Below are 15204 nucleotides of genomic sequence, written 5' to 3'. Positions count from 1 at the left end.
AGCGGCGTGCAATTTCCACCCCAGGGAGTGACCAAATGCCGAGATTTATCGTGACCGGGAACTACACGTCTTCTGCGATGAAGGCGATGATCGAAAACCCAAGCGACCGCGAGTCCGCAGCGCGGGCCCTTGTTGAGGCAGCGGGCGGCAAGCTGGAGGCATTCTATCTGACCACAGGGGACCAGGATTTCGCGATCAAGGTCACGATTGACGACATCAGCGGCCTGCTGGCGGGCCTCTTGGTAACCGGTGCCAGCGGCGCGGTCAGCAATCTCAAGACCGTGCGCGCCTTCACCTCGGATGAGTTCACCGAGATCCAGAAGAAGGCGGGCTCCATCGCCAGCACCTACAAGGCGCCGGGGAGCTGATCCCGGGATCCCCCGTTCATCTGGCTGAAAATATCCCGGGGTGAATTGGCCCGGGAGGGCCAAGAGGGGCGGCGCCCCTCTTGAGTACCGCTTACCTGATTGTCAGGCGCGGATCATCGAACCTGCGCCGTGGTCAGTGTAGAGCTCCAGCAGAACCGCGTTCTGCACCCGCCCGTCGACGATGATGCAGGCGCGCACGCCGCCGCGAACCGCATCCAGCGCGGTTTCGGTCTTGGGGATCATGCCGCCGGCAATGACGCCGCTGGCGGTCATCTCCTCGACGTCCGCGGCCTTCAGCTCGGTCACCACTTCACCGCCGGCGTTCTTGACGCCCGCAACATCGGTCAGCAGCAGCAGGCGGTCGGCCTGCAGCGCCTTGGCGATGGCGCCGGCCGCAGTGTCGCCGTTGATGTTGTAAGTCTCACCGTTCCTGCCCGACCCGATGGGGGCAATGACCGGGATCATGTTCTTCTCAAACAGCCCGTGCAGCACCTTAGGGTCCATTTCCGCCGGTGCGCCGACAAAGCCCAGGTCCGGATCCGCCTGATCGCACGTGATCAGGTTCGCGTCCTTGCCCGACAGGCCGACGGCGCGGCCGCCCTGGCTGTTGATCGCCTGCACGATGCGCTTGTTGACGACACCGGACAGCACCATTTCCACCACTTCCATGGTGGCGGCATCGGTCACCCGCTTGCCGTTCACGAATTCGGACTGGATCTGCAGCTTTTCCAGCATCGCGTTGATCATCGGCCCGCCGCCATGCACGATCACCGGGTTCACGCCCACCTGGCGCATCAGCACGATGTCGCGGGCAAAGGTCTCCATCGCCTCGTCGCTGCCCATGGCGTGGCCGCCCAGCTTGATGACGACAATCGCCCCCGCAAAGCGCTGGAAATACGGCAGCGCGCTGGAGAGGGTTTCGGCGGTGGCAATCCAATCGCGGTTCATGTCTTGTTTCTTCATTGCTGCATCATCCCTTGGTTAGAATGTGTTACGGGGTTCCGGCGCTGCTGCCAAGGGGAGGCTTTGGCGCACCCCGTTGCAGATGGCGGCGCGGATGCTAGGCTCAGCCCAGATTCTCTCATCAGGAGGGCGCCATGCGCCAGAAGACACTACTGCTGACAGGTGCCAGCCGCGGCATCGGCCATGCAACCGTGCGCCGGTTTAACGCCGAGGGCTGGCGGGTCATCACCTGTTCGCGCCAACCGTTCCCGCAGGAATGCCCCTGGGGCGGCGGCCAGGAGAACCATGTGCAGCTAGACCTGTCGGACCCGTCGGACACGATCAACGGGGTGGGCCGGATCCAGGAGCTGCTGGACGGGCAGCTGGATGCCCTGGTCAACAACGCCGGCATTTCGCCCAAAGGGCCGGAAGGCGAGCGGCTCAGCACGCTCAACACCGACCTGATGGACTGGGGCAAGGTGTTTCACGTGAACTTCTTCGCCTCGGTGGTGCTGGCCCGCGGCCTGAAGGATGAGCTTGCGGCGGCCAAGGGATCGGTGGTCAACGTGACCTCGATCGCGGGCAGCCGGGTGCATCCCTTTGCTGGGGCGGCCTATGCCACCTCCAAGGCTGCGCTGGCGGCGCTGACGCGGGAAATGGCGCATGATTTCGGTCCGATGGGTGTGCGGGTCAATGCGATTGCGCCGGGCGAGGTGGAAACCTCGATCCTGTCGCCCGGTACCGAGAAGATCGTCGAGAAGCTGCCGATGCAGCGGCTGGGCCAGCCGGAGGAAGTCGCCTCGGCGATCTATTTCCTGTGCTCGGAAGGGAGCTCCTATATCTCTGGCGCCGAGATCGAGGTGAACGGCGCGCAGCACGTGTAGTGGCAGGCATTCCGCCCGGCCGAAAGGCCGGGCGGCGCCCGTCTCGGCGGGGCGGGCGCTTCGCTTCCCCCCCCGCCGAGACGGGCGCTGCCCTCAGCTCATTGTCAGCTCACCGCGCGTTTTAGCATGGGCAGATTGCCGAGCAGCAGCACGTCAAAGGCAAGCGCAGCCAAGAGCGCGAGGCCGGTGAGCGGAAAGGCCAGCGAGACCAGCACTGCGATCAGCGCGGCACCTTTCCAGAACGGCATCTCTGCCGGTTCCGGCGGTGCGGCCAGGCGGGCGGCACCAGCGGGGCGGCGCTTCATCCACATCACCAGGCCGGAGACGCAGACAAAGATCACCGCGAGGCAGAACACCACGTTCAGCACGAAGCTCCAGGTGCCCATCAGCCCCATATGGAAGGGGATGCTGACGGCCATCGCCTTGCCGGCCCAGGAATAGTCCGCGTATTTCACATCGGCCAGGATCCTGCCGCTGTACTGGTCCACATGCACGGTACGGTCGATGAAGGGGCTGTCGCCGTCGCCGCTCATGCTGTCGCGGTTTATGGTCCAGACGCCTGTTTCGCCGCCGGGGTAGGCGAGGCGGAAGCGGCCCTCCATCCCCAGTTCACGTCCCAGCGCGATCAGGCTGGCGGCATCCACGGGCGCGCCCTCCGCCACGCCGGTGATGCCCGCGTCAGAGCCGGAGGCGGGCATCGAGGTCTGTTCCAGCGCCCAGGGCACGTCGTTGGTGGACCCGTGATTCATGCTGGCGTGGATGTCATCGGACAGGGGCACGTTGTCCCACTTGGCTGCCGGAAAGGTGCTCCAGGCCTGCATCATCTGGCCGCCCCAGACGCCGGTCCACGACAGACCGGAGATCAGGAAGATGACCAGCAGAGCTGAAATCCAAAAGCCGGTCACGGCGTGCAGGTTCTTCCACAGTGTACGGCCACGGGCGCGGAGGTTGGGGACAAAGGCGCTGATGGCGTTGCCGCGCGGCCACCACAGGTAGAGGCCGGTCAGCACCAGCACGATGCCCAAACCGGCGGCGATTTCGATCAGCCGGTCGCCGGTGTCGCCGATCAGCAGGGTAGAATGGATGTTGTCGGCAAGATCGTACCAGCCAGTGCGGCGGTCCCAGACCTGGATCACTTCGCCGGTGTATTGATCCAGCGCGACAAGGCGCTGGCCGTCATCTGTTTTCACCCGGAACACGGCGGCCAGATCCAGGGCCTTGGGGCCGATCCACTCGGCGATGGTGCCGGGCTGGGCGGCCAGAACAGCGGCCTCCTGCGCGGGGATGCTCAGCTCGGCGGCGCCCTGGATGACGGTGATCTTCTCGCCGTCGCGGCCGTCCACTTGGGTGATGAACATCATCATCAGGCCGGTCACCGCCAGCATGATCAAAAAGGGGATCACAAACAGGCCGGCATAGAAATGCCAGCGCCAGACGGCGAAGTAGAATTTCTCAGAAAGCGGGCGCGATTGGCCCGCGGAATGCGGTTGGCTGGTTGCCATTGGGTCTCTCCATACCGGAACAGGGCCGGACGCGCGGGGCGCCGGCGGAAATGTCAGTTGTGTTCAGAAAATCAGGAGAGCGCGGGCGGGCCGCGGGCGTCGTAGCGCCAGTGGAAACCGGCGGTGTGATGGGTAAAGGCCTCACGCGACCAGCGGTCGCTGAGAGGCGGTTCCAGGTTCAGGCTGATCAGGCTGTCCGGCAGCAGCGCCACGGCGCCAAGGGCTGCAAACGGACAGCTGCGGTCCTCCATCTGCTCGGCAGGTGCATGGGGTTCGCCGCTGTCCAGATCGACCCAGGTTTCCACCGGCCCGTGGCCGGTACAGATCACCAGAAGCACCTTGCCGTCCTGCGCCGAGGCCGGCATCCAGCCGGATGGGATCAGCCCGGCCACGGCCAGGGCGATCACAACCAGCAGGGAGGGCAGGCGGCTGAGCACGCCTGTCAGAGCCCGGCGATGATCGAGCGCAGGGTGGCGATCCCGTCACCCTTCTCTGACGAGGTCAGCACAATCTCCGGATAGGCGGCGGGGTGTTTGGCCAGCGCGCCCTTCACCTGCTCCAGCACCTTGGCGCGGTCCTTTTCCTTGACCTTGTCGGCCTTGGTCATCACGCATTGGAAGGTGACGGCGGAGCTGTCCAAGAGCTTCATGATCTCGTCGTCCACCGCCTTCACGCCGTGGCGGCTGTCGATCAGCACAAAGGCGCGGCGCAGGTTCTGGCGGCCCGACAGATAGCGTTTCAAGAGCTTCTGCCATTGCTCCACCACCTTCAGAGGCGCGTTGGCATAGCCATAGCCGGGCAGGTCGACCAGATAGAGCTCAGGCCCCTGGGTGAAGAAGTTGATCTCCTGGGTGCGGCCCGGCGTGTTGGAGGCGCGCGCGATGCCTTTGGTGCCGGTCAGCGCGTTGATCAGGCTCGACTTGCCGACGTTGGAACGGCCGGCAAAGCAGACCTCCACCCGGTCGGCGTCCGGCAGGCCGTTCATCGCGACCACGCCCTTGAGGAACTCGGTCTCACCCGCAAACAGCTTGCGGCCCGTCTCAGTGGAAATCTCATCTGGCGCTTCGGCCAGGGAAAATTGCATCTGCATCACAGCACCTTTACCGCGTCGCCCAGGCGGATCTCGCCGCCGCGCACCACCTCGGCGTAGACCGAGAAATCCTGGTGGCCCCAATTGTCCTTGAGGGTCTTGAGCGTATCGGCGTCGCGTTCGCCGGTTTCAGGGTTGGCGGTGGTCGCTTGGCAGCGCACCACCCGCTCGCGCACCGCAAAGACGGCTTCGCCGATCTGCACCTCTCGGCCCAGCCATTCGTTTTCGGCCCAGGCCTCGTCCAGATCGAACCAGATGTTGCCGCGCCAGCGCAGCGGCGACAGCTCGTGGCCGATGGCCTGCTCCACCGCGCGGTGGGAGGCGTGGTTGCACAGGGAGACCGAGGGGAAATCGGTGTCGGTCATGCCGCGGCCGGGCACCTTGATGATACGGGCTGAGGCGCGGGCGGTACTGGGCAGCAGCGGCTTTTCCCAATCGAGAAACCGTTGCAGGTCCGCCGGGTTCTCTGGATCAAAGGTGATTTCGGGCCGGGCCGGGTGGGTCAGCGTGAGACGTCCGGTGGCGTCGTCCAGCCGCGCGTCAATGGCCATCAGGGCAGGGGACTGCGACCCGCGGGAGAAGTTCCCGCAGACCACCCATTTGCTGCCGTCGGCCTTGGACTGTTCATTTGCAACCGCCCAAACGCGGTCGCCGGGCATGGTCTGCCCGGCGATCATGGTGACGCTTTCCAGTGCCTCCCGCCCATGGGATTTGAGCGGGTGGCGCCAGATGTCTGTGACCTTTGCGGTCATTCCTTCTCAGCCTTCGGCTTCTTCTTGAAGCTCGACTTGATGTTGCCGAACACGTCCGGCTTGTAGCCATGGCTGCGCATGATCAGGTACTGCTGGCTGAAGGTGATCGTGTTGTTGGCGATCCAGTAAACCACCAGGCCGGAGGCGAAGCCGCCGAGCATGAACATGAACACCCAGGGCATCCAGGCAAAGATCATCTGCTGGGTCGGGTCGGTGGGCGCCGGGTTCAGCTTTTGCTGCAGCCACATCGAGATGCCGAGCAGGATCGGCAGGATGCCGATGAAGACCAGGGCCAGCACGCTTTCCGGCGCCGGGGCCGCAAAGGGCAGCAGGCCGAACAGGTTCATGATCGAAGTCGGGTCCGGCGCGCTGAGATCCTGGAACGGACCAAAGAACGGGGCGTGGCGCAGTTCCAGGGTGACGAAGATCACCTTGTAGAGCGAGAAGAAGATCGGGATCTGAATCAGGATCGGCAGACAGCCCGCGGCGGGGTTCACCTTCTCCTTTTTATACAGCTCCATCATCTCCTTCTGCATCTTCTGGCGGTCGTCGCCGGCGCGCTCCTTGAGCTTCTCCATCTCCGGCTGAAGCTCTTTCATCTTCGCCATGGAGGCATAGGATTTATAGGCCAGCGGGAACACCAGGATCTTGATCACCACGGTCAGGCCGATGATAGCCCAGCCCATGTTGCCGATCAGGACGTTCAGGTTGTGCAGCAGCCAGAACATCGGCTTGGTCAGGAAGAAGAACCAGCCCCAGTCGATGACGTCCAGGAAGCCCTCGATGCCCGCTTTTTCATAGCCGCGGATGGCTTCCCATTCCTTCGCACCGGCAAACAGCTGGGTGGTGACTTCAGTGGACTGGCCCTCGGCCACGGTGACGGTCGGCAGCACAATGTCGGTCTGGTAGATATCGCGGCGCTCGTCGAATTTGGCGATCGAGCGGAAATCCTGGCCCGGTGCGGGCACCAGGGTGGACATCCAGTAGTGATCGGTGAAGCCGATCCAGCCGTTGGCCTCGACCTGCTTGACGCTGGATTTGGAGCCGTCGCGCGGGTCCGGATCGAAATCGGCCATGTCGTCATAGTCGGTCTCGGCCAGCTCGCCGTCGGTCATGCCGACCAGGCCTTCGTGCAGGATGAAGAAGTTCTTCAGCCCCTCGGGCTGGCCGTGGCGGGCCAGGGTGCCGTAAGGCGCCAGCGACACGGTGCCGCCGGAGGCGTTGGCGACCGACTGGGTGACCGAGAACATGTAATCCTCATCCACCGCGATGGTGCGCGAGAAAGTCAGGCCCTTGCCGTTGTCCCAGGTGAGCGTGACCGGGCTGCCGGCGGACAGGGTGGCGCCCGCCGGGGCGGACCAGATGGTGTTGGCGCCCGGCACGTCGTTCAAGGTCAGACCTGCGCCCGGTGCCCAGCCGTAAAGCGCGTAATAGGCGCCGGCCTCGCCTACCGGTTTCAGCAGTTTGACGATCGGGGAACCCTCGTCCAGGGTCTCGCGGTAGTCCTTCAGCGACAGATCGTCGATCCGGCCGCCCTGCAGCGAGATGCTGCCGGTGACGCGGGGCGTGTCGATGGCGACGCGCGGTGCATCCGGGGCGGAAGCTTCTTCCGGGGCGGTCTCGGCCACGGCATCGGCACCTGCGGCGCTGGGAGCAGCGGCGGTATTGCCTGCCGGGGCGGTTTCAGTGACCGCAGTTTCCGGCGCCTGTTCCGGTTCCGGCGGCGGGAAAAAGGTGTACCACCCGAGGATCACCAGAAAGCTGAGTACGGTTGCGAGAATTAGATTTTTGTTCTGATCGTCCATTGGGGACTGCCACCTCGTGTAGGGAAGGACACGTGGGGTTCAACAGAGGTGGGCCGCAAAGGTCAAGCAGAATCGCGGCGCAGCGGCGCGTCAAAGGGCACCGCTGCGGCAGAAAATCAAAGGAATTGAGTGTTCAGGGCGTTTGGCGGCCGATTGCGGGCGCATCCTGCAGCTTGGCCTCATGCGCGGTGATCCAGTCCAGGGTCTGGTCAAAGGGCATCGGGCGGCCGATGCCGAAGCCCTGAACGTGGCCGCAGCCCAGCTGCGCCAGCAGCGCGTGCTCACCTGCGGTTTCCACCCCTTCGGCCAGGGTCTCCAGCTCCAGCCGCTCCGCCATGGTCAGGATGGCGGAGATCAGTTTCTGCTGCTCCGGGTCCTGGTCCGCCTTCATCACAAAGGTGCGGTCGATCTTGATGCGGGAGATGTTGAAGCGGCGCACCGCTGAGATTGACGCATGGCCGGTGCCGAAGTCATCGAGGTCGATCGGGCAGCCCATTTCGCTGAGCGCGAGGATGTTGCGGGTGACCACATCGTCGGGCTGATCGGTCATCACGGTTTCCAGGATTTCCACGCACAGGCGCTCGGCGGGCATTCCAAAACGCTCCAGCTCCCACTTGATGCGGCCCGCCAGCCCCGGGTTGCGCAATTCCTGGGTGGCGAAGTTGACGCCGACGCAGGGTACCGACACTCCGGCGTCATCCCAAGCCTTGATGGCGACCAGCGCGTTATAGAGCATCACCTGGCTCAACCGTTCCATCAGCCCGGCCTCCTCCAGCGCGGGCAGGAAAGTGGAGGGCGGGATCAGTCCCTGCACCGGGTGCTGCCAGCGTGCCAGCGCCTCAAACCCCGAAACCCGGCCGGTGTCGGTGCAGATCTGCGGCTGGAACCAAGCCTGGATCTGGCCGCTTTCCAGTGCTGCTGCGGCTTCCTCGCGCAGCGTGGAACGGCTGCCGGTGCGGCCCGGCATGTCGGTAGAATAGGCCCGGATGCCGCCAGGCCCGTTGCCTTGCGCCTCAGACAGGGCGGCAGCGGCGGCGCTGATCCACTCGGCGCTTTCGGCGCCGGGGACGCGGCTGTGCTGGCAGAATCCCATCGAGGAGGTCATGTAGATGGTGGTGCCGTCCAGCGGCAGGGGTTCTTCGGTAGCGGCCTGCATACGTCCGGCCAGCTGGATGCACAGTTCCAGATCCAGTTGCAGGGTTGGCGCCAGGCAGACCGCAAACCGGCTGTCACTGATCCGGGCGACGATGTCGTCCTGACGAAGCGCTGATACGATTTGCGCGCCGCAATGCTGCACGAACCGGTCGCCGGCTTCCTTGCCGTGGCGGTCTGTCAGTTCGCGGTGGTCGTCCAGCTCCACAATGAAAATGGCAGAGCGCAGCCCGCCCTCGCTGCATTCGGTAAGAATCCGGGCGGCTTCCTGCTCAAACCCGTTGCGGAGCATCATGCCGGTGACCGGGTCGCGCGGCTGAGAGTTCCCGCCCAGATTGCTGAAGCCGCCTGCGGCCGCAATCAGGACCGGCAGCCCCAGGGCAACAGCCAGCAGCGCCGTTTCGCCGCCAATCCAAAAGGTGGCCAGGGTCAGAGCAGGCAGAAAGGCGAGCATCGCCGGCCCGGAAACTGCGGGGGCGAGGATTTGCCGGAGGCGTGCCAGGATGCCTGAACCCGTATGTGTCATTCCCAGACCTTTCGTCTGCAGCCGTTCGTTCGGCCCTGAGACTAAGGTGCTGATATAACCCGGGAGTTAACGCAGCTGGGGAATTTCCGGAATTTCGTCCGCGGAATCGGCAATCTTCAGCTCAAGTCCCGCGAAATCGAACAGTTTCGGGTCCAGAAGATGCGACGGGCGCGCATTCATCAGCGCCCGGAACATCACCTGGCGGCGACCGGGCGAATTTGATTCCCACTGGTCCAAGATCTGCTTCACCTGCTGGCGCTGAAGTCCGTCCTGGCTGCCGCAAAGGTCGCAGGGAATGATCGGATAGTTCATGGACCGCGCGAATTTCTCGCAGTCGGCCTCAGCCACATGGGCCAGCGGGCGGAACACAAACAGGTCGCCTTCCTCATTGACCAGCTTGGGCGGCATGGTCGCCAGCCGGCCGCCGTGAAACAGGTTCATGAAGAAGGTTTCCAGGATGTCGTCACGGTGATGGCCCAGCACGACCGCCGAGCAGCCCTCTTCGCGTGCGATGCGGTAGAGGTTGCCGCGGCGCAGGCGCGAGCACAGCGCGCAGTAGGTGCGCCCCTGCGGAACCTTGTCGACGACAATGGAATAGGTGTCCTGGTATTCGATCCGGTGCGGCACGCCCATCTTTTCGAGGAACTCCGGCAGCACTGTTGCGGGGAATCCGGGCTGGCCCTGATCGAGATTGCAGGCCAGAAGGTCCACCGGCAGCAGGCCGCGCCACTTCAGTTCATAAAGAACCGCCAGCAGGGTATAGCTGTCCTTGCCGCCCGACAGGCAGACCAGCCACTTGGGCGTGCTGCCGTCCTCGCGGCGCTCCACCATGCCGTATTGCTCGATCGCCTCGCGCGCGTACCGCACGATGCGCTTCCTGAGTTTCTTGAACTCAGTGGTCGAGGGGGCGCCGGCAAACAGCGGGTGGATTTCGTCCAGATCATCATCAAGCATGGCCGCGCCCTAGCCGAGGATGGGCGTTTTGCCAAGGAAAAAAGGCGGGCGGGGGTCAGTCCTTCCGGTCCGGCACCGGATCATAGCCGTCGCCGCCGAACGGGTGGCAGCGGCCGATGCGCCGCGCGGTCAGCCAGGCACCCTTTAATGCCCCGTGTTTTTGCAACGCTTCCAATGCATAAGCCGAGCAGGTGGGCTGGTAACGGCAGTTGAAGCCGACCCAGGGGCTGAACAGCAGCCTGTAGGCGCGCACGGGCAGGGCAAAGAGATGGGCCAGCGGGGTCATGGCGGATAGATAGGGGCAGGGCGGCCAAGTGGCAATGCGGCCAAAGGCCGGGGCGCTTACTGGCCGTGGATCTTTTTCAGCGCGTAAATCAGGTCGCGCTTCAGCTCCTCGAACGGACGCTGGGCGGTTTCCACGGCGCGGCCGATCAGCACGTAGTCCCAGCCGGGGCGGCCATGGGCCGGCAGAATCATCCGTGCGGCCTCGCGCAGCCTGCGTTTGGCGCGGTTCCGGGCGACTGCGTTGCCGACTTTCTTGGAACAGGTGAAGCCCATGCGGATGCCGCCGTCATCGCGGCGGTTCCGGCCCTGCACCATCATCGCCTTGGTGCCCTGCTTGCGGGCAGGCGGGCGGGCGCAGGCGAGAAAGTCACGGCGCTTGGCCATGATTTCGATCTTTTGGGTGTCAGGTGGACAAACGGACACCGCCGGAGGCGTGTCCCCGCGGGCAGCGTTGCCGTCCTTGGGGGCCTCCGGCGGTGTCATGTCCGTCAGAACAGGAACTGAGCTTATGCGCTCAGTTCTTTGCGGCCGCGGGCGCGGCGTGCGTTCAGGATCTTGCGGCCTGCCTTGGTGGCCATGCGCGCACGGAAGCCGTGGCGGCGTTTGCGAACCAGGTTCGAAGGCTGATAGGTGCGTTTCATCGCTCCGGTCTCCACATTTTGTCATCGGGTGCGCGGAATCGCCCGCCCGGGGTCTATCTCGAAGCCCGGTCTTTAGGAGGGAATGGCGGGTAAGTCAAACCCCGCAAGCCGCCTTTTCCGGGCAATATGCAACATTTCTGCCGAAAACTGCCCCGGAGCGGCCTGTCCGGACAGCGCGGCTGTAACACGGGGGCGGTGATTCTGCCATAAAGCTCACGGAATCCGGGGTTGTGATCAAGCGCCTGTGAGGCAAGCGGAACCACCCTCGCGGAAGAGCCATTTAATACGTAGCAACAGCAAGAACGCAATTGGAACGGACCAGATGAGCGGCATGACAGAGACACCGGAAACGAATCCCCAGTCCAAGGAACAGAACGGCGCCAAGCCGGGACTGGCGCGGCATCTTCCGCTGATTGCGGTGGTGGCGGTGGCGCTGATCGGGGCGGTGGTGCTGAAGGACTACCTGACCTTTGACACGCTGCGCGACAACCGGGAGGCGCTGATGGCGTTCCGGGACCAGAACTACCTTGGGCTGGTGGCGCTGTTCATGGGAATCTACATCGTGATCGTGGTGTTCTCGCTGCCCGGCGCGGCGGTGGCCTCTGTCACCGGCGGCTTTTTGTTCGGGCTGGCGGCGGGCACTGCCTTCAATGTCGTCTCTGCCACCATCGGCGCTGCGGGCATCTTTCTGGCGGCGCGCATGGGGCTGGGGGCGGTTCTGACCGCCAAGATCGAAGCGGCAGAGGGCCGGGTGCAGATGCTGAAACAGGCGCTGCGGGAAAACGAGGTGGAGGTGCTCTTGCTGCTGCGCCTGGTGCCGGCGGTGCCGTTCTTTGTTGCCAATCTGCTGCCTGCGCTGGTCGGGGTGAAGTTCCGCAACTTCCTGTGGTCCACCGCGGCGGGAATCATTCCGGGTGCCATCGTCTTTACCTGGATCGGTGTCGGCGTCGGCTCTGTCTTTGACCGCGGCGGCGATCCGGACCTTAGCCTGTTGTGGGAGCCGCATGTGATCGGGCCGATTCTGGGCCTGTGTGTGCTGGCAGCAATGCCGATCATCGTGAAATCCATCCGCGGCAAGAAGAGGGGAGGCTGAACATGACCCGTATCACCTGCGATCTTTTGGTCATCGGGGCCGGTTCAGGCGGTCTTTCGGTGGCAGCCGGGGCCAGCCAGATGGGGGCGGATGTGGTGCTGCTGGAAGGCCACAAGATGGGTGGCGACTGCCTGAACTATGGCTGTGTCCCCTCCAAGGCGCTGCTGGCGAGCGCCAAGGCGGCCTATGGCCAGGCGCATACGGCGGCGTTCGGCGTGGCGGATCTGCTGCCCCAGGCGGACTACGCCGCGGCCAAGGATCATGTGCATGGGGTCATTGAAACCATCGCCCCAGTGGACAGCCAGGAGCGGTTCGAAGGCTTCGGCGTGCGGGTGATCCGGGAGTTTGGCAGCTTCGTATCCCCAACAGAAGTCGAAGCGGGTGCGCATCGCATTACCGCACGGCGGGTGGTGATCGCCACCGGCTCCTCGCCGCTGGTGCCGCCGATCCCGGGATTGGACAAGGTGCCCTATGAAACCAACGAGACGCTGTTCGATCTGCGCGAGAAGCCGGAGCATCTCTTGATCATTGGCGGCGGTCCGATTGGCATGGAAATGGCGCAGGCCCATGTGCGGCTGGGCTGCAAGGTGACGGTGATCGAAGGCCTCAAGGCGCTGGGCAAGGATGATCCCGAGGCTACGGCGCTGGTGCTGGAAGCGCTGCGGGAGGAAGGCGTGGAGATCGCGGAAGGCGCCATGGTCTCCCGCATCACCGGACAGGCCGGGGCGATCGAGGTCGAAACCAAGGACGGCAGTACCTTCAAGGGCAGCCACCTGCTGATGGCGGTGGGGCGCAAGGCCAATATGGAGCGGCTGAACCTCGCCGCCGCCGGGATTGAAACGCAAGGCAACGGCATCAAGGTGGACGACAGCCTGCTGACCACCAACAAGCGTGTCTATGCCATCGGCGATGTGGCGGGCGGACTGCAATTCACCCATGTGGCGGGCTATCACGCCAGCGTCATCATCCGTTCCGCCCTGTTTGGCCTGCCGTCGAAGGCAAAGACCAGCCATATCCCCTGGGCCACCTATACCGACCCTGAGCTGGCGCAGGTGGGTCTGACTGAATTGCAGGCGCGCGACCGCTATGGCGTCAAGCTGGAGGTGGCGCGGTTTGACTATCACCACAACGATCGCGCCATTGCCGAGCGCAAGACCAAGGGGTTTATCAAGGTCATGGTGGTCAAGGGCCGCCCGGTGGGTGCCACTATTGCGGGCCATCAGGCCGGAGAGCTCATCGCCCTGTGGTCGATGGCGATTGCCAATGGCCTGAAGATGAGCCAAGTGGCGGCAATGGTTGCACCTTACCCCTCGATCAGCGAGATTAACAAACGGGCGGCAGGGGCCTATTTCTCCCCGCGGCTGTTTGAGAGTAAATTTGTTAAACGCGCAGTGCGCTTTGTTCAGCGCTGGATTTCATGAACTGAAGGCCGCTTCATGCTCAACACGCTCTCGGGCAGATTCCTGATCCTGACCACGGTCTTCGTGATGCTGGCCGAGGTGCTGATCTTCGTGCCGTCGATTGCGCGTTTCCGCGAGGACTATCTGGCCGACCGGCTGGAGCGGGCGCAGATTGCCTCGCTGGCGCTTCTGGCTGATGACATGCTGGAGACCGAGCTGGAAGCGGAGCTGCTGGAGAACGCGGGCGTCTATAACGTGGTGCTGCGCCGCGACGAGATCCGCCAGTTGATGCTGGCCTCGCCGATCCCGCAGGAAATCACCGCCACCTATGACCTGCGCAGGGCCGGAGCTATGACCCTGATCCGCGATGCGATGATGCGGCTGATCCGCCCGGAGAATGAGATCATCCGGGTGATCGGTGCGCCGGTGCGAGAAGCGGGCCTGCTGATAGAGGTGACCATGGAAACCGCGCCGCTGCGCGCGGCGATGATCGACTACGGGGTGCGGATCCTGATCCTGTCCGCCGTGATCTCCGTCTTCACCGCGGTGCTGCTGTTCGGGGCGGTGCGGATTGTGCTGGTGAAACCGATCAAGAGCGTCGTGGGGTACATGCAGCGCTATGCGGCGGCGCCGGAGGATGCGCGCGGTATCATCCACCCCAGTTCCAGCGTAGTAGAGCTGCGTGAGGCCGAAGAGGCGCTGATGCAGCTGCAGACCGAGCTGACCCATGCCCTGAAACAGCGCGAGCGGCTGGCTCAGCTGGGGGGCGCGGTGGCAAAGGTGAGCCACGACCTGCGCAATATCCTGACCTCGGCGCAGCTGTTCACCGACCGTATCGAGATGAGCGAGGATCCTCTGGTGCGCCGCTTGGCACCGAAACTGGTCAACTCGATCACCCGCGCAGTGTCCCTCTGCGAAGGCACCCTTGCCTTTGGCAAGGCAGAGGAGCCATCGCCCACCTTCGGTGTGGTCTGCCTGCATGAGATCACCGCCGACATCGCTGAGAGCGAACTGCTGGCGGCGGACAGCGGCAATGTCGAAATCATCAATGCAGTGGCCAAGCCGATGATGCTGCGCGCCGATCCGGAGCAGCTGTTCCGCATCGTGATGAACCTGGTGCGCAATGCCCGCCAGGCGATTGCCGCCACCGGCAAGCCGGGACAGGTAACGGTGGAGGCACGCGAGGAGGCGGACGCCTGGTACATCACCGTTTCGGATACCGGACCGGGCCTGCCCAAGAGGGCGAAGGACAACCTGTTCACACCGTTCCAGGGCGGTGCCCGCAAGGGGGGCACGGGCCTGGGGCTGGCAATTGCAGGCGAATTGGCCCGCGGCCATGGCGGCAGCGTCAAGCTGAATCAGACTGGTCCAGATGGCACCGTGTTCGAGATCTGCCTGCCAAAGGGCGACGGCACGCTCTGAGTTCTTCGGAGGGCATGGCTGGAAATTGGCCGCGGCCGGAACAATTTTTGTTTTTGGGGTTGCGCCCGTTCGATGCTATGAGTAAACCCCGCCGCAGTGGACCGATAGCTCAGCTGGATAGAGTACTTGACTACGAATCAAGGGGTCGGGGGTTCGAATCCTCCTCGGTCCGCCACTTCCTGAATTGCCGGGCGACACATAGTTTTGCCATTTGCGGCAGAACCCTTCCCTTTTCGTATCTCCAGCATCCCCGCTCGCGCCTCCTGTTCCGCCAGTGGCGAAGCCTTCGCTGATCTACTCTTCGGAAGACCTCCTGTCTTCCGGAGGGCAAAGCAGGGCGGGCGCAGAACTGGCTCTGACCGCAAAAGCCCCAGCGGATTCCGCTGGG

At 64.0% G+C, this 15204-nt stretch carries 16 protein-coding genes and 1 tRNA gene; 6 read left to right on the top strand and 11 right to left on the bottom strand.

Translation table 11 applies throughout. The features are described from left to right. The first annotated feature begins 35 nt into the window (after nucleotides 1–35). A complete protein-coding gene (locus tag RA26_RS11475) occupies nucleotides 36–368 on the top strand; it encodes a GYD domain-containing protein (protein WP_039183822.1) in 333 nt (110 codons plus the stop codon). A 102-nt stretch (nucleotides 369–470) separates the two neighbouring features. On the opposite strand, the gene argB is transcribed toward RA26_RS11475, so the two are convergent. Then, nucleotides 471–1331 (bottom strand): acetylglutamate kinase, encoded by an 861-nt coding sequence (gene argB, locus RA26_RS11470; protein ID WP_039183819.1) that lies wholly within the window; start codon nucleotides 1329–1331, stop codon nucleotides 471–473. A 134-nt stretch (nucleotides 1332–1465) separates the two neighbouring features. Here argB and RA26_RS11465 point away from each other — a divergent pair, with 134 nt between their 5' ends. Beyond that, complete coding sequence (locus RA26_RS11465) at nucleotides 1466–2194, top strand: SDR family NAD(P)-dependent oxidoreductase (protein ID WP_039183817.1); 729 nt, start codon at nucleotides 1466–1468, stop codon at nucleotides 2192–2194. 104 nt (nucleotides 2195–2298) lie between these two features. On the opposite strand, the gene RA26_RS11460 is transcribed toward RA26_RS11465, so the two are convergent. The 10 genes from RA26_RS11460 to rpmH form a co-directional block, all read right to left on the bottom strand. Then, nucleotides 2299–3696: a PepSY-associated TM helix domain-containing protein gene (locus RA26_RS11460; RefSeq protein ID WP_039183816.1), complete on the bottom strand. Its 1398-nt coding sequence runs from the start codon at nucleotides 3694–3696 to the stop codon at nucleotides 2299–2301. A 71-nt stretch (nucleotides 3697–3767) separates the two neighbouring features. Then, entirely contained in the window at nucleotides 3768–4133 is a 366-nt protein-coding gene (locus RA26_RS11455; protein ID WP_193747607.1) for a DUF2946 family protein, read from the bottom strand. Nucleotides 4134–4138: 5 nt separating this feature from the next. Beyond that, complete coding sequence (yihA, locus tag RA26_RS11450; RefSeq protein WP_039183813.1) at nucleotides 4139–4786, bottom strand: ribosome biogenesis GTP-binding protein YihA/YsxC; 648 nt, start codon at nucleotides 4784–4786, stop codon at nucleotides 4139–4141. After that, nucleotides 4786–5538, bottom strand: coding sequence for an MOSC domain-containing protein (locus tag RA26_RS11445; RefSeq protein WP_039183811.1), 753 nt, complete (start codon nucleotides 5536–5538; stop codon nucleotides 4786–4788). The genes yihA and RA26_RS11445 overlap by 1 nt, the downstream gene beginning before the upstream one ends. After that, nucleotides 5535–7343 carry a membrane protein insertase YidC gene (gene yidC, locus RA26_RS11440; RefSeq protein WP_039183809.1) on the bottom strand — a complete coding sequence of 603 codons (1809 nt, stop codon included), beginning with the start codon at nucleotides 7341–7343 and terminating at the stop codon, nucleotides 5535–5537. The genes RA26_RS11445 and yidC overlap by 4 nt, the downstream gene beginning before the upstream one ends. Before the next feature lie 133 nt (nucleotides 7344–7476). Next, nucleotides 7477–9021: a putative bifunctional diguanylate cyclase/phosphodiesterase gene (locus tag RA26_RS11435; RefSeq protein WP_039183807.1), complete on the bottom strand. Its 1545-nt coding sequence runs from the start codon at nucleotides 9019–9021 to the stop codon at nucleotides 7477–7479. Nucleotides 9022–9087: 66 nt separating this feature from the next. Further along, nucleotides 9088–9975 (bottom strand): tRNA 2-thiocytidine(32) synthetase TtcA, encoded by an 888-nt coding sequence (gene ttcA / locus RA26_RS11430; protein ID WP_039183806.1) that lies wholly within the window; start codon nucleotides 9973–9975, stop codon nucleotides 9088–9090. A gap of 55 nt (nucleotides 9976–10030) precedes the next feature. Continuing rightward, the gene (gene yidD / locus RA26_RS11425; RefSeq protein WP_039183805.1) at nucleotides 10031–10261 is read right to left on the bottom strand and encodes a membrane protein insertion efficiency factor YidD; all 231 of its coding nucleotides are present in this window, start codon (nucleotides 10259–10261) and stop codon (nucleotides 10031–10033) included. A 56-nt stretch (nucleotides 10262–10317) separates the two neighbouring features. Next, on the bottom strand, nucleotides 10318–10743 hold the full coding sequence (gene rnpA / locus RA26_RS11420) for a ribonuclease P protein component (RefSeq protein WP_039183804.1): 426 nt from the start codon (nucleotides 10741–10743) through the stop codon (nucleotides 10318–10320). A 23-nt stretch (nucleotides 10744–10766) separates the two neighbouring features. Then, nucleotides 10767–10901, bottom strand: a complete 135-nt coding sequence (gene rpmH / locus RA26_RS11415) for a 50S ribosomal protein L34 (RefSeq protein ID WP_008554144.1) — start codon at nucleotides 10899–10901, stop codon at nucleotides 10767–10769. A 331-nt stretch (nucleotides 10902–11232) separates the two neighbouring features. On the opposite strand from rpmH, the gene RA26_RS11410 reads away from it, so the two are divergent. The 4 genes from RA26_RS11410 (at nucleotide 11233) to RA26_RS11395 (ending at nucleotide 14991) form a co-directional block, all read left to right on the top strand. Continuing rightward, nucleotides 11233–11994: a TVP38/TMEM64 family protein gene (locus tag RA26_RS11410; RefSeq protein WP_052272398.1), complete on the top strand. Its 762-nt coding sequence runs from the start codon at nucleotides 11233–11235 to the stop codon at nucleotides 11992–11994. A 2-nt stretch (nucleotides 11995–11996) separates the two neighbouring features. Next, entirely contained in the window at nucleotides 11997–13415 is a 1419-nt protein-coding gene (locus RA26_RS11405; RefSeq protein ID WP_039183801.1) for a dihydrolipoyl dehydrogenase family protein, read from the top strand. 15 nt (nucleotides 13416–13430) lie between these two features. Next, nucleotides 13431–14816, top strand: coding sequence for a sensor histidine kinase (locus RA26_RS11400; RefSeq protein ID WP_039183800.1), 1386 nt, complete (start codon nucleotides 13431–13433; stop codon nucleotides 14814–14816). 98 nt (nucleotides 14817–14914) lie between these two features. Continuing rightward, nucleotides 14915–14991, top strand: a tRNA-Arg gene (locus tag RA26_RS11395). The last annotated feature ends 213 nt before the right edge of the window (nucleotides 14992–15204 follow it).

The organism is Leisingera sp. ANG-M7 (assembly GCF_000813965.1).
In the GTDB taxonomy this organism is placed as follows: Bacteria; Pseudomonadota; Alphaproteobacteria; order Rhodobacterales; family Rhodobacteraceae; genus Leisingera.
Note: the sequence above shows the minus strand (reverse complement) of the source record. Positions and strands in the feature narration are given on the sequence as shown.

Coding starts and splice junctions, on each gene's coding strand:
- ttcA (WP_039183806.1), bottom strand. CDS start 9,975: ATGCTTGATGATGATCTGGACGAAATCCACCCGCTGTTTGCCGGCGCC.
- RA26_RS11465 (WP_039183817.1), top strand. CDS start 1,466: ATGCGCCAGAAGACACTACTGCTGACAGGTGCCAGCCGCGGCATCGGC.
- RA26_RS11445 (WP_039183811.1), bottom strand. CDS start 5,538: ATGACCGCAAAGGTCACAGACATCTGGCGCCACCCGCTCAAATCCCAT.
- argB (WP_039183819.1), bottom strand. CDS start 1,331: ATGAAGAAACAAGACATGAACCGCGATTGGATTGCCACCGCCGAAACC.
- yihA (WP_039183813.1), bottom strand. CDS start 4,786: ATGCAGATGCAATTTTCCCTGGCCGAAGCGCCAGATGAGATTTCCACT.
- RA26_RS11405 (WP_039183801.1), top strand. CDS start 11,997: ATGACCCGTATCACCTGCGATCTTTTGGTCATCGGGGCCGGTTCAGGC.
- rnpA (WP_039183804.1), bottom strand. CDS start 10,743: ATGACACCGCCGGAGGCCCCCAAGGACGGCAACGCTGCCCGCGGGGAC.
- rpmH (WP_008554144.1), bottom strand. CDS start 10,901: ATGAAACGCACCTATCAGCCTTCGAACCTGGTTCGCAAACGCCGCCAC.
- RA26_RS11400 (WP_039183800.1), top strand. CDS start 13,431: ATGCTCAACACGCTCTCGGGCAGATTCCTGATCCTGACCACGGTCTTC.
- RA26_RS11435 (WP_039183807.1), bottom strand. CDS start 9,021: ATGACACATACGGGTTCAGGCATCCTGGCACGCCTCCGGCAAATCCTC.
- yidC (WP_039183809.1), bottom strand. CDS start 7,343: ATGGACGATCAGAACAAAAATCTAATTCTCGCAACCGTACTCAGCTTT.
- yidD (WP_039183805.1), bottom strand. CDS start 10,261: ATGACCCCGCTGGCCCATCTCTTTGCCCTGCCCGTGCGCGCCTACAGG.
- RA26_RS11410 (WP_052272398.1), top strand. CDS start 11,233: ATGACAGAGACACCGGAAACGAATCCCCAGTCCAAGGAACAGAACGGC.
- RA26_RS11460 (WP_039183816.1), bottom strand. CDS start 3,696: ATGGCAACCAGCCAACCGCATTCCGCGGGCCAATCGCGCCCGCTTTCT.
- RA26_RS11475 (WP_039183822.1), top strand. CDS start 36: ATGCCGAGATTTATCGTGACCGGGAACTACACGTCTTCTGCGATGAAG.